We start from the raw sequence: 13,785 nt of genomic DNA, 5'->3' as shown, positions 1-13,785 counted from the left end.
AACGTGCTTTTAAAGACAGTTTCTACGATGCATTCACGACCACGTTATCCTGAGGAGTTTACGACGAAAAATCTCCTGATTTTTATTTCTACCCATCTTCTGGAAATCTCTCACTGCGTTCGGGATTAACATATCCTCGGTTTTTTGGTCTACCGTTTAAAAATAAAGCCCAGGGTCCCGCTTCGTTTCACCAGACAACGATTTTCTGTCATTACCCTCATTCCTGAGAAGATGACTCGCCAATTCTTTTATAATCTTTTTCACCAAAAATGGCTGATCCAAATTGGTAATATTTAAATTCCAGCAAATTATTGCTGGGATCTTTCAAGAAAAAAGATTCATGTTCAATTCGAGTATCTTTAAAACGTATTTTCAATGGAATCTCAAAAGAAATCTGTTCCTTTTTAAGATGTTCCACAAAGGCATCAAACTCATCTCGCTCAAGAAAAATTAAACCAAAATGTCTCGGATAGATGCCCTCTTGTGGGGGAAGAATAGTGTCAATTTTATGGGCAACAACTTGATGATTACCAAATTCTAAAATCAATGCATGTTCGGATTCACGTCCTAATGAAAAACCTAATTGATGATGATAAAACTGTTTCGCTAAGGCGAGATCATGCACTGGAAACGCAAGATGAAATAAAGTCTTCATCATACTCCTTGTAATAGTATTTTATAAAAGAATAGCAAAGCAAATTCCCCTTAAGATATAAAATTTATATTAATTAACAAATAAGTGTGTAAAAATATTTACTCTATTTAATCCAATGTTACATAAAATGCATTTGAACTCTATTTTTGATTACATAATTCATATTGATGTCTATTTAAATACCATCGTTTCAACTTATGGTTTTTGGACCTATTTGCTTTTATTTGCGGTGATTTTCTGTGAAACAGGGCTAATAGTGACCCCATTTTTACCAGGTGATTCCTTGCTTTTTGCTGCAGGGAGTATTTCAGCCCAAGCTGGAAACCCATTAAATATTTCGATTTTATTTTTCCTACTTTTTCTTGCTTCAGTTTTAGGAAATCAAATCAATTTTATGATTGGACGCTTACTCGGACCAAGAATTTTTTCTGCTGATAAGTCCTGGTTACTTAATAAAAAACACTTACAAGAAACTCATGCATTTTATGAAAAACACGGAGGTAAAACGATCATTTTTGCCCGTTTCCTTCCAATCATACGTACTTTCGCTCCTTTTGTTGCGGGTATAGGCTCGATGCGTGTTCTTCATTTTACCCTTTACAATTTAGTAAGCGCCTTAATATGGATCCTAAGCCTATTGAGTTTAGGTTACTTCCTAGGTTCAATTCCCATAGTTAAAGAAAATTTCTCGATAGTAATTTACGGCATTATTTTCATCTCTCTATTACCTCCTGTTCTTACTTTACTAAATCGAAAGCGAACTTTGGGCAAATAGAAAGTAACCTGAATTTTACATTCAGGTTACAAACCCTAATCAACTATATTGGTACGCCGCATCTGGAATTAACAACTCTTGAAATTCGGCCAATATATCAGAATAATTTTTAGAAATATCTTTAAGATTCATTTCTCTTTTTAATATATCTTTTAATAAACCCTGTAAGAGCATCGTCCTAAATGAATGCGGATGAGTGTTACCGTTTTTACTATCGCGTAGATAATCAATTAGCATTTTTTTGGCTTGAGTAAGAGATGTTTCAGCAACAAATTCTCCACCAGTCTTAGATAACCCATCATTAAACTTAGTGAACTCACCATTAAAATTCCGAGCTCGTACCCTACCGGAATTACTATGTCTATGAAAAATTGAAAAAAAAATTCCTTCACTGTAAGAACAATAGTCCAGGACCGCTCTATTTACTATTCGGATTAACCGATTCAATTCTCTTTGCTCTGCTTTTGAAGTCATCAACTCCAAGGGTATCTCTTCACGTTGACTGAAAAAATTGCGTTTATCAGAAAAATCTTGGGGTCTACTCGGCTTTTTGTTATGCCCTTTTGCAACATTCATTCGTACAGGCTGAATTTTACCTTGAACACCCGGTTTCTTTTTCTGTGAGTCTACATCTAGAACAGTTAATGTAACCGTATCTTTCTCTTTCCCAGTTTGATTTTGGACATGAGGTTCCGAGTCCAAACTTTTTATGTTCTTTCTGTTTAAACCGAGCGAAGTAACTCCAGAGGAATCGTGAGATTGAGCGGAAGCTTTTCGGGATTTAGTTATTGCTACTTTTGTAGTCCAATGAATATTATTCTGGTTATTTAGCGTAATAGTATGTTGCGAAGGTATATCCTGGTATTCATATCGCTGCATCCCATTTTCCAACGTATGCAGATTCACCTCAAATGCATTAGCTAAATAATCCAGTTCCAAATGAGTTGCCCAAACAGAATCTTGAGTAATGTTTTGTAATGCCTGAATTACTGGGGAATTAAATTTAGGTTCGGTCAAGAGTGTAATAGTCCCTGGAGCGACCTCTTCACCATAAATTAATGAGATAAATAATGGTACCAACACCAATGCTTCGTGTTCCTCCACAATGCTGGAATGATTAATTTTTTTAAACGCTTCTTTAATGGCAGCGGATGAAAGAAATTGGTTGAAACGGGGATCTAAATCAGTTCCATGATACATTTCAGCAAATTTTCTATAGGTACTTATTGCTACTAATGCTCTATATTCATCATTTTTTTGCGCCGATGTGCATGCCCAGCGTAATTCGTCGATCTGCAAATTATAAGTCATTAATCTTAATGCTCTTTGCAATACTTCGAGTAATTTGTTATCAGGTTTGTCAAAATCAAATTTGCAAATGGCCTCATAATAATCTGTTATTGAGGGGTCCAATTGAGTCCATTTGTAAAAAGTTATTCCATTTCCTTCTTGTTGAATAATATTAATTAAACCAATTGCGAAGGCATAATAACCACAATTACCTTTGGCAGGATTATCGATTATTCTTTCTTGCAACTCTATAATAAGGTTATCTTCGGGGCTGAGATTAGCCGTGGATTGTTCCTTGCTACTTTCAGTTTTACTCATAGACATTGATTTTTGCTCCCCCCCCGATTTCACATCTAGGAATACAAGATGCTCACATATTATGCTACGAGAGAGGTTAACTCGCAATAGTAAGTATTCTGTTTTAAGAACAAGTAGGCTAATTTACAATGAGCAATTGCGATAGCATGCCCTTTTGAATCCAGCCCTTTAAATAAGAAGCAGCCGTCATACCCACTTCTTCAGGTTGTATCCATTGACATAATCCTTCACAAAGAGCACCAAACGATAGTCCTTGCGATAAGCCATCCAAAGCCCAAGCTTCTTCTTGAGATAAACTGTAAAATTGAATTTTATATTCTGGTGCACGCCAGACGACCCAAGCAGTGGACTCCGAACTTTGTTGCAATTCAGGCAGTTCCCGATCATGAACTAAAGCCTGCCAAAGGGGAATGATGTTCCATGAGTAATTGATTTTTTGTAGGGATGGATGAAGCACAAATTGTAAATTCGCCCACGCCTCAGGAGGAATAGTAGCCATATCCTCAACCCGTACAACCTGGTCATCAGCAGCATCAAAAGCCCAGTTCATTTTCCATTCAAAATCAGCGAGTTCTGCTAAATAAGGATATTGCGAGTAATTGTGTTTAATGAAATCAGATAATAAATCACCATACCAGCGAATTGAACGATAAGAAGAAGGGTGGGCGTCAATATAATAAGTTGCTAACGTGTTAAATTCCTCAGTCCCTAAATAAGCATATAGGGCAGGAAAATTAATACTCAAACTTTCAATAAGTCGAAGTTTGTACGCATCACGATATATGCTTAAACGAGTATCTACCGAAACCAATTCAGTTTGCACAATGGACTCACGAATTGCTGCCTGACCTGATAATAGAAATTTTTGAAATTGATCTTCTAACTGTAAAAGTCCACTCATACATGCACCTCCTCAATCAAAATTGATTCAGCAATCCGCCTTGCATGATTGATTTCCGCAAGCAACTCTGCAAAAGGAGGCATGTTATCATCCCGTTCAATCATTGACGATATTGGCCCCAAACGCTGTAATGTTGCAGCGTAAAGATCCCAAACGGGTTGAATTACGGGTGCATCATGCGTATCAATAATGTAATTCCCATGATTCGAATGTCCTGCTAAATGGATTTGGGCGACACGCTCAGGAGGCATGGCAAAAATATAATCCATTGGATTAAACTGATGGTTGACCGAACTGACATAAACGTTATTCACGTCTAATAAAATATAACAATCCGCTTGTTTTACAATTTCCAGGATAAATTCCCACTCCGACATTTCAGATTGTTTGTATGTTAGATAACTGGAAACGTTTTCAATTAAAATGGGCCGTCCTAAAAAATCTTGTACTTGTTGGATTCTCGATACAATGTGACTTACAGCTTCGCGTGTATAGGGTATAGGTAACAAATCATGTGCATTAATTCCGTTAACACCTGTCCAGCATAAATGATCAGAAATCCATACGGGTTCAATTCGAGTTGCGAGTTTCTTTAATTGCTTTAAATAATCACTATCCAGTGGATCAGTACTTCCTAATGAAAGGGATACACCATGCATTACGATGGGATAATGGGATCGTATTTGGTCAAGATAATAAAGTGGCTTTCCGCCCGGAACCATATAATTTTCAGTGAGTATCTCAAACCAATCTAAATTAGGCTTTTGCTGCAAGATTTCTTCATAATAATCGGGTCGTAATCCCAATCCAAACCCTAAGAAAGGCATTTTTTTAGTCACTTTATATTTTGGGCTTTCCATACATTAAATCCGAGGAATAGATAAAACCAGGCATGCATTTGCATACCTGGAATAATGCGAAACTCAATTGAAATTATTGAGCTACAGTACCACCAGCTTTTTGGCAGTCTTCTTTAGTCATTTCAGCGATTCCCTTGCCTTTGCAAGCATTTTGGCCTTTGCAAGCATTGTCAGCAGTTTTGCAAGCGCCTTGTCCTTTACAAGTGTTACCACCTTGGCATTTTACCATACCAGCAGCAGCATCATCTGCTGCAAAAGCAGGAGCAATAGCAAACATAGAAGCAGCACCAATTGCTAAAGCAACGCCAGTTAATTGTAATTTGTTCATTTACTTAATTCCTTTTAGAGTTAGTTAAATAAGCTATAGGCAAAATATAATTTAGCCACTTGCATTTTAGGAAGTAAAATTTAATTTTGTCAAGTTCACCTTTGAAAAATAATGGTTTTCCTTAAAGTGTAATCTTCAATGCAGCACACGCTTTATCATAAATTTCGATCATGTCCTTCATGTCGGTGCGCGTAAATGGGTGTAAATCGACAAACTCTCTAATTGCTGTTACCTGACGCAGAATCGCAACACGTTGCTTATCGCTGCGCAAATGAGGTGCGATGCGGGTAAAGTTTTGCAACATCCGTATTAGAATTGCCGGATTACTTCCCCCTGACTCTCGAATCATATCAAATGCGGCACCAACGAGACGGGAAAATTGTACAGGCACTTCAATAAGTCGAGTACGCCCTGCTTCATCTTGCCAAGATTCCCCAGTTTCAGGCAGATCAACTAAAACACTAATATTGTTAGTAAGCCAATCAACACACGCAACCCCGGTAAAAGTATCATTAATTGCATCTCCCAAAGCACGAGTCCCAATTTCAACAATTTGGGCAATAGCAAATTCCGGATCTTGTGATAATGTTCGATTTGGTCCTATGCGCAAAGTGTCATGGATGGTTTTTATTAAAATATGACCTTTTTCCTTGGGGATAATCTCAGCCAGGGTTGTATCAGTAATGACAAAATGACCTGGGCGAACTTTTAAAATAATCACCGCATCTTCACGTGTAGCAGCTTTGATTAACTTACTATAATTGATTGACTGTAAATAGCCTGGATTACTAGCAAGAACTGAATATCCCTCATCCAATGAGCGTTTACGTAATACCTCAGGATGCTCCTCTGCTGCGATATTTGCACTTTCCTTGGTGCGCTCCTTCCTCAATGCGACATAGTTAGTAATTACCCGAGACAAATCTTCATCAACTTTAGCAATCAAATTTCCGGTTTGAATCTCTTTGCGGATATTTTGGCTAAAATTAATCAGTGCTGCAAATGAGAGAATCATCATCAAAACAGCAGTTAACGTAGTCAAATGAGGTACAAATTCATGTCCATCCTGATACCGAACGACGACTAAGGTAAATAAACTAAAAAGAAACGTAGATGAGAATAGGCCTATTGTTCCTTGTCCATTCTGCTCAATGATAAATCGACGTAAAAGACGAGGGCCAAACTGAGTTGATGCCATGGATAACACCAGAAGTACAACAGAAAAAACAAGGCCCAGAACGGTACTCACTGCACCAATAATTGCAACAAGCATCACTCTGGCATCATCAACATCACCTATTGAAATCCAGCCTGGGTATTTGATATTACCCTTATGAGCCTGGACATCAAGAAACATGGTTAGGGCAAATAAGGCACAAGCAAGCAGACAGATACCCAGAACCGCGATACGCAAGTCTGTTCCAGTTCGTTCATCAGCATCAAACTCACTGTAATTATGTGACACGCTCCCTTTCTCCTTTTCCCTGGTAAAAAGAATAACTTATAAATTAAAGATTATTATTTAAAGGCTTTATCCTTGCAAGGCACCCTTAATTAAAAACATGTCTATAATTAAGGATAATTAGCGGACTATTAATAATAAAATATGAATCAACCCCTATTCACACCAAAAGAGATTTTTGAATTCATTCAGCAACATGAGCCTTTTAGTTTCATGAGCGAAGCATGTCTTTCAAAACTTTCCCGTGTTTTGGAGATAGAATCTCGAACTGCTGATTCCCTTTTGATTCAAAAAGGGGAAAACATGAATGATCTTTACATTCTAATTAAAGGCCGCCTTTACTATCAGGTAACAGATTCCGAAGGGAATGTGACGTTTCAAGGCGAGTTACATGAGGGCGCAATCATCGGTGAAATGGCTCTTTTATCTGATTTGCCCCGCTCTGCTAATGTCTATACATTACGCGACAGCATCATCTTGAAATTATCGAAGAAAAATTTTTTAAAATTATGTAGATCCTATCCAGAACTACTTAATAAAATAACTCAATTCACAATTAAGCGATTAACCGATTCACTACAGGGAATGCATGCTGCCTCCTCACGGAATAAATCAATTGCTTTAATTCCTATACAACCCATAAAAGACCTCGAATTTCAATTACAAGAAATGATTTTTCGTTTTTCTTATGGGGAAAAAATTCTTTTATTAACCAGTAGTTGCTTAGAGAAAAGACAAGACCTCTTAGATGACAATGGGAATATGAGTAATGAGGGAATTTTATGGATTAACCAGCTCGAAAAAGAGTACTCTTTTATTTTTTATCTAGCCGATGAAACAATAACAAATTGGACTAAATTTTGTGCCCGTCAAGCAGATTCGCTCGCCTATTTAGCGCTTGCCGAAGAACATGAAGCTGACTTATCTGAAGTAGAGCATTACATGTTAAATATGCAACATAATTTTATTAAACGAAATGTATTAGTACTTCTTCACCAAACTGCAAACCCACCTAGAAATACTAAAAACTGGCTAGAAAAACGAGCCGTAAATGGCCATTTTCATGTTCGAAGCAATACAGATGAAGGTATTTCTCGCATGATGCGAATCTTCACTGACAATACCATTTCTTTAGTTCTCAGCGGTGGTGGAGCACGCGGTCTTGCGCACATCGGTGTTTATCGCTTATTAGAAGAACGGGGAATACCGGTAGATTACATTGCCGGAACAAGTATGGGTGCAATGCTTGCCGCTGTTTTAGCGAAGGGATATTCTTCGAGTGAGCTCTTAAAATATGTAGAAGAATATTTAATCAAAGGAGCGAAAATTGATTTTACCTTCCCATATATTGCAATTGCTACCGGCAGAAGAGCCACAGACAGCTTAATTGAACTCTATGGTGAGGACAGTCAAATTGAAGATTTGTGGCTGAACTACTTTTGTGTCTCAACGGACTTAATCAGCAAAAATTTATATATTCATGATAGAGGACGGTTATGGGAATCAATTCGCTCGAGTATATCCTTACCCTTTATCTACCCACCGGTATCATTTAATGACAAACTGCTTATTGATGGTGGAGTATTGAATAACATACCTACTGATGTCATGAGACGGTATTCTCACAGTAGTAAAATTATTGCTTCGAATGTGAATAATAATAGTAGCCTCTTCAAATTAACGCCAATACCTTATTCACTTTCAGGTTGGAAGTTGCTTTACAACAAATTCATGGGGAAAGAATCAATATTGCCCATTAATTTAGGTGAGTTGGTGTTGCGATTATTAACCATCAGCTCCCATCAAAATACGGCAAAAATGATGGCCATGGCAGACTATGGTATTACTTTAAAAGTAGACCAGTTCGGTATTTTGGATTTTAAAAAATACAAAGAAATTACCGAAGCAGGCTATGAACAAGCAAAAGCTCAACTTACCGCTCAAAATTTAGCTGAGTTATTAAAGAGAAACCCTTCGTATCCTACGAGCAATGCAATGTAATTTGAGCTTTAAATTCAAACCTATTTTTTTGCCTTACGCGCCATCACCTGATCAAAGATAGCTCTTTTTTCTGGAGGCAAGGACTCTCGCCGCAAAGCCATCATTTCTTCAAGAGAACCTTGGATGCAATCTGGAGTAAGACGATCGAGAATTAAAAAGCCATTTAAATGATCAATTTCATGCTGTAAAACCCGAGCATAAAATCCTTCCTCCATATTCTGATGAAACTGGCCTGACTCATCATAATAGCTCACTGTAATTTGCTCATATCGAGGGACCTTTCCTGATTTGCTGGAAACAGAATAACACCCTTCGAAATCATGATGCATGACAGAACCTGACACTGGCTCATAGCTTGGATTAATCATCGCATGCATAGAATAGAATTTTTTAACATTATCCCTTAATAAAGTTGCCTCTTCAGGAATGTATACGGTAATGATTCTTCTTGGAAAATTAACCTGGGGAGCCGCCAAACCAACACCACCTAACTCATACAATTTACTTTTCATAGCAGTGATTAAATCTTTATCTGCTTGACTTAAAGGAAACTGAACCTCTTGGGCGTTACTTTTTAGAACCTGACGGTATTCAGGCTGTTCTATAGTTACTATATCCATAATCATACTCATTGAATTCCCGATTAAGAATAAAAATAGCATAATGCCTAAGCATAATCTGTCCATGACTGAAAGAAACTCGAGCATGAACTAAAAATAGTCTGTAGATTAATCATCGCAAATATCTTCAAATGATTGTATACATGTACTTATATGATGCAAAGCATGTATGGATGATAAATTGACAATGATTGGCATGATTATTATAAGCTGTTATTTTTTCGCGCAATCTTACTCCAAAAAATAGAGTGTTTCAAATTAAGAGTTACCCTTAATTCTTGACAATAAGAACTGTGGTAGAATTTCCTATTTCTCAAGATGCCTATCGCCCATGCACAGTACAAACAAGATATACCTGCGCCAATTAAATCAATATGATGAAGCGAATTTTCTCTTGACCATGCAAAAAAGCCGGAACTTCCACTACCCTTTTGTTACTGCACCCCAAACTCGTGAAGAATTCCAAGCCTATATACAAAAATTCGAGCACGAGGATCGTCGATGCTTTTTGGCATTAAATCAACACGATCACATTATCGGTGTCTTCAATATTAATGAAATAATTCAAGGCGTATTTCAAAGCGCCTATATGGGATATTTTGCATCAGTAACTTATGCGGGCCAAGGCTTAATGAGTCAGGCATTAAAGCTGGTTTTAAAAGAAATTTTCTTAGAACTAAAACTGCATCGGATTGAAGCAAACATTCAACCAACCAATACTGCATCCATCCACCTAGCCACCCAAAATGGTTTTCTCAAGGAAGGGTTTTCACCAAGATACTTAAAAATTAATGGCATATGGTGTGATCATTTTCGTTTTGCTCTCACCTACGAGGATTGGTTAGCCAATCAATAACGAAATTTACCACACCCTGCTTAATAATTGTCGATAACCTGTAATGACTTGATCTGCAAGCAAAAACTGATTTCGACCATATGTTGTGGTCAAACCAATTACCTGCATTCCGGCCGCTTTAGCTGCCTTTATTCCATGCAGTGTATCTTCGATGACTAAACAACGTCCTGGGATCACATTGAGACGTGTCGCCGCTAATAAATACCCTTCAGGAGATGGCTTTCCGCTTTGTACGTCCTCGGTTGTCACAATTGCATCAAAATAAGCCTGCAATTTACCCTGTCTGACTCTAGAAAGTACTGCCGATATTTCACTACGGCTGGATCCACTACAAATGGCAATTTTATTTACTTTAGAAGCTATTTTAAAAATAAATTGTTCAAAGTCTACAATCAGCGGCAACGGGTTGCAGGTATTAATAATATGAACGTAGACCTCGGATTTCTGTTGAATCAAACGTTTAGTTTCCGTATCAGAACTACTAACACCCTTATTGTGCAATAGCTTAGGGAACAGATCTTTATCGGCTAGACCTAAATAGTTTTCCATATATTCAGAATAACTTATGCTTATTCCTAGGGGCTTAAGAACATAACAACAGGCGTCATAATGAATGGGCTCACTATCTAAAATAACACCGTCAAAATCAAAGATAATCGCATCATACATGATATTCCCAAGTACCTTATTAAGCTGAGTTTCATAGAAACTTTAGCATCATTTTATAATTACATAAATCTGATTATAAAGTTGCTATCAAATCTGTGTGTCCCTATTAGAAATTTTTCACGATTAGAGGCTGACTCTCCTGATGTTGTGTTTTTGATTCGGTAGGTCTCTCAATACTAATTGAAGGGGTAATCGATTGTTCTATTTCGTTTTCTGCTGTTGGAATAGGCATCCCTAAATTGGCTATAGCCGTTGATACATTGGGGTATGCCTCTTCCTTGGATGAAACTGATGAAGTTACAGACTCCAGTTGTAGGGAGGTGCCAATTTCCCCAGTATATTTTCCTTTTATTTTTCCCGTTTCTTGATCAATGAGCATCACATAGGGAGGAGCAAATAATGACGATTTATGATCCTCATCTTCTATCTTATAAACACGGCGTGTTTCACCATAATCAAAATCTAATGTGATACCTAAAACTGTTTGAAAAAAGGCTTTGAAATTTTTTCCATGTCCAAACAACCAACAATCTTGCTGTTCCAGGTTTCTAATAAAAATATTAGTCTCTTCTATTTTGTCAGCCGCGTAATCCAAATCTTGGTACACATCATCATGTTCCTCGAGAAGAATCTTATTACCATGCTCCTGTATTTTTTCAGCCGCATGTTTTCTCTTTTCATAAAGCCTAACAAAGTCTTCCTCACTATAAATCCATAAGGACAGTTTTAAAAGAAGCTTTTTGATAGGGGATGTCCAAAAAGAGAGCTTGTCATATAATTTCTGCATATCAGCAATTGAACGAACATCATAGCCGGAGGGTGCATTACTGTTTTCTGCCAAAAAAGGCAGAACAGCGATTCTTGCATTTTTAATTTCCTTAGGAATCACCCATCCAGCGGTTTGCAGTGCTCGATTCATCGGTGAAATGGCAATTGACAAAGGCCGCTCACTTGTTGAATAAAATAATAAGTCACTAGTGGATTGACTGGTTTGTTCCATGTTTCGTTCAGCTTCTTCAGAAAGAGCAGCATTGGGGCTTAAACCAAATTTCTTTTGTTCCCAACCGCTGCATTTTCCATGACGACTAAATAAGAAATGACCAGTAATTTGAATCCCTTTTAATTCAAGATAGAGTTGGTCTGTTTCTTTAATTTGCTTTAATAGTTTGCTGCGTTCATCCTCTTGGCTTTGGTTTAATTGTTCTATGAGACAATTAATTTCTTTTATATAGACTTGGTGAATCGTTGTCAAAAGCTCAACGCGTTGTTTTGGTTCGCTGATCTCATTCAGTTTTAACCGCTCAATTTCCATTAATTCTTTAAAAGACATTCTTAATCTTATAAATAAACAAAATATCCATTTATTATACAAGCAAATAATCTATTTGATAAGAACTGTGTGCATCAGAAATTCTAAGTATTAAACTTGACAAAGTAGGAAGATGAACCAGAATTTAAGAACCAGAAGATGTTATGAAAAAACTATATAAGTCACGGGGTTTATGTGGAGAGAATTATGGCTACTTCAAAAAAAGTTAAGGAAGAAACGGCCCTAATGAGTGAAATTGACGCAATCTATAAACGTCGCGCTGTACGTAATTATAAACCGCAAAAACTGGATCAAGCGCTCATTCATTCATTGCTTGATGCTGCAGTACAAGCACCTACTGCGATGCATGAAGAACCCTGGTCCTTTGTGATAATTCAAGATCAGGATATCTTAAATCGCTTATCAGACAGCGTGAAAGCCTTGATTTATACTGAAGCCCATAATTATTCCAAAATGCAAATGAAATATCTGCAAGAACTGGTTAATAATCCTGATTTTCATGCGTTTTATAATGCAAGTACCCTTATTGTTATTTACAGCAAATTACATGGTCCTTTTGTAGCTGCTGATTGTTGGTTAGCGGCTGAAAACCTAATGTTGACTGCTTGTGCTCAAGGACTAGGTACTTGTGTTATTGGCCTTGCTGTTTCAACTTTGAATACTCCAGAGTGGAAAATGAAACTCAATCTTCCCTCTGATATCACAGCAATTGCCCCAATTATTGTAGGGATTCCAGCTGGTGAACCATCTGAGGTTTCACGTAAATCCCCAGAAATTCTAGCTTGGAAATAAAGGATTTGGGTTATTGTAACAAGCGCAGAAAGGCTCATTATCAAACAATGAGCATTAAACTCTAGATCGTTCCAAAATACGAATATTTAGATAATACGCATCAACTTTAAAGTTGATAGCTCTCATGAACTTACTTGTCTGCAAGCAAATCATGAGTCGCTTTTTGATAGGTGTTTAAAAAGTTGTCTTGAACAACCACCGCCATATCATTAATCGCTTGCACAGTATCCGTTTTTTTAAGAACTCCGGTTTTAAATTGCCAATTAGCAGGCAACTTCAATTTTGAGCCCAATTGCGACAGAGATTGCTTGGTTTGTGGGATTTTTTGAACACTATAGGATTGCATTACAAACACATTACCATCAGGGTCAATAAGTTCATAAACAGGTTTTCCACCTTCATAGATCCATGTGGTTTTACGCGCAACATCCAGAGGCCGATAAGGAGCATCTAATAATAAATCTTTTAAAGGAATATGGAGTATACCCGCCTCTCGCATAGCTAACCCGTTAAATGTTTTGACATTAGAGTTCACTAAATTGGAGTTTTGCATCCCATCTATCATCCAGTAGCGAGGACCATTTAAATGTACGTGAGTAGATCTCGTTTCTTTTTTTACATCTTCAGTGGTTATTTTTTCCCAAATTTTTTGTGGGCAATCATTAAGACCGATTGTATTGTATACCGCGTACTCACTGAGGCTTTTAGAAATAATAATCTCACAATAACGTTCTCCACGTAGATGAGATTTTTGTGCTGCCAATGAGGGCGTCGGAAGAATAAAAAAAGTCAATAAAGCAGCACTAAGAGACTTTGAAAAACCAATTCTACGCATGGGTACCTCCTGTAAGGTGTATTGCAGATGATCTTTAAAATAATACAGAAGAAATTTGCTAAAATACAGCGGCGACACAAAGACAAATGATCG

General features: G+C 37.3%; 14 protein-coding genes. 4 read left to right on the top strand and 10 right to left on the bottom strand.

Annotated elements, in window-relative coordinates:
• Positions 1–217: 217 nt before the first annotated feature.
• Positions 218–658, bottom strand: a complete 441-nt coding sequence (locus tag ACWTEW_RS04100) for a VOC family protein (RefSeq protein ID WP_454780490.1) — start codon at positions 656–658, stop codon at positions 218–220.
• Between the two features lie 124 nt (positions 659–782).
• Here ACWTEW_RS04100 and ACWTEW_RS04095 point away from each other — a divergent pair, with 124 nt between their 5' ends.
• The gene (locus ACWTEW_RS04095) at positions 783–1,430 is read left to right on the top strand and encodes a DedA family protein (protein ID WP_454780489.1); all 648 of its coding nucleotides are present in this window, start codon (positions 783–785) and stop codon (positions 1,428–1,430) included.
• 39 nt (positions 1,431–1,469) lie between these two features.
• On the opposite strand, the gene ACWTEW_RS04090 is transcribed toward ACWTEW_RS04095, so the two are convergent.
• The 5 genes from ACWTEW_RS04090 to ACWTEW_RS04070 form a co-directional block, all read right to left on the bottom strand.
• Positions 1,470–3,044 carry an OTU domain-containing protein gene (locus ACWTEW_RS04090; protein ID WP_454780488.1) on the bottom strand — a complete coding sequence of 525 codons (1,575 nt, stop codon included), beginning with the start codon at positions 3,042–3,044 and terminating at the stop codon, positions 1,470–1,472.
• A gap of 112 nt (positions 3,045–3,156) precedes the next feature.
• A complete protein-coding gene (locus ACWTEW_RS04085; protein WP_454780487.1) occupies positions 3,157–3,939 on the bottom strand; it encodes an HvfC/BufC N-terminal domain-containing protein in 783 nt (260 codons plus the stop codon).
• Positions 3,936–4,799: an MNIO family bufferin maturase gene (gene bufB, locus ACWTEW_RS04080; protein WP_454780486.1), complete on the bottom strand. Its 864-nt coding sequence runs from the start codon at positions 4,797–4,799 to the stop codon at positions 3,936–3,938. The genes ACWTEW_RS04085 and bufB overlap by 4 nt, the downstream gene beginning before the upstream one ends.
• 73 nt (positions 4,800–4,872) lie before the next feature.
• A complete protein-coding gene (gene bufA2, locus ACWTEW_RS04075; RefSeq protein ID WP_454780485.1) occupies positions 4,873–5,127 on the bottom strand; it encodes a BufA2 family periplasmic bufferin-type metallophore in 255 nt (84 codons plus the stop codon).
• 121 nt (positions 5,128–5,248) lie between these two features.
• Positions 5,249–6,592: a DUF2254 domain-containing protein gene (locus tag ACWTEW_RS04070; RefSeq protein WP_454780484.1), complete on the bottom strand. Its 1,344-nt coding sequence runs from the start codon at positions 6,590–6,592 to the stop codon at positions 5,249–5,251.
• 141 nt (positions 6,593–6,733) lie between these two features.
• On the opposite strand from ACWTEW_RS04070, the gene ACWTEW_RS04065 reads away from it, so the two are divergent.
• Positions 6,734–8,590, top strand: a complete 1,857-nt coding sequence (locus ACWTEW_RS04065) for a cyclic nucleotide-binding and patatin-like phospholipase domain-containing protein (RefSeq protein WP_454780483.1) — start codon at positions 6,734–6,736, stop codon at positions 8,588–8,590.
• A gap of 20 nt (positions 8,591–8,610) precedes the next feature.
• Here the strand turns inward: ACWTEW_RS04065 and def are convergent, their stop codons facing one another.
• On the bottom strand, positions 8,611–9,216 hold the full coding sequence (def, locus tag ACWTEW_RS04060) for a peptide deformylase (RefSeq protein WP_454780728.1): 606 nt from the start codon (positions 9,214–9,216) through the stop codon (positions 8,611–8,613).
• A gap of 325 nt (positions 9,217–9,541) precedes the next feature.
• On the opposite strand from def, the gene ACWTEW_RS04055 reads away from it, so the two are divergent.
• Positions 9,542–10,066 (top strand): GNAT family N-acetyltransferase, encoded by a 525-nt coding sequence (locus ACWTEW_RS04055; RefSeq protein WP_454780482.1) that lies wholly within the window; start codon positions 9,542–9,544, stop codon positions 10,064–10,066.
• 6 nt (positions 10,067–10,072) lie between these two features.
• Here ACWTEW_RS04055 and ACWTEW_RS04050 read toward each other — a convergent pair whose 3' ends face one another.
• Both ACWTEW_RS04050 and ACWTEW_RS04045 read right to left on the bottom strand, forming a co-directional pair.
• Complete coding sequence (locus ACWTEW_RS04050; RefSeq protein ID WP_454780481.1) at positions 10,073–10,735, bottom strand: HAD family hydrolase; 663 nt, start codon at positions 10,733–10,735, stop codon at positions 10,073–10,075.
• 106 nt (positions 10,736–10,841) lie between these two features.
• Positions 10,842–12,065, bottom strand: a complete 1,224-nt coding sequence (locus ACWTEW_RS04045) for a histidine phosphatase family protein (RefSeq protein WP_454780480.1) — start codon at positions 12,063–12,065, stop codon at positions 10,842–10,844.
• Between the two features lie 186 nt (positions 12,066–12,251).
• Between ACWTEW_RS04045 and ACWTEW_RS04040 the strand changes: the two genes are divergently transcribed.
• Positions 12,252–12,857 (top strand): nitroreductase family protein, encoded by a 606-nt coding sequence (locus ACWTEW_RS04040; protein ID WP_454780479.1) that lies wholly within the window; start codon positions 12,252–12,254, stop codon positions 12,855–12,857.
• Between the two features lie 130 nt (positions 12,858–12,987).
• Here ACWTEW_RS04040 and ACWTEW_RS04035 read toward each other — a convergent pair whose 3' ends face one another.
• Positions 12,988–13,692 (bottom strand): hypothetical protein, encoded by a 705-nt coding sequence (locus ACWTEW_RS04035; protein WP_454780478.1) that lies wholly within the window; start codon positions 13,690–13,692, stop codon positions 12,988–12,990.
• Positions 13,693–13,785: the final 93 nt, after the last annotated feature.

The sequence above is a fragment of the Legionella stuttgartensis genome (genome assembly GCF_977063405.2).
The sequence above is the reverse complement of the archived record's forward strand: the minus strand, read 5'-3'. Positions and strand labels throughout refer to the sequence as shown.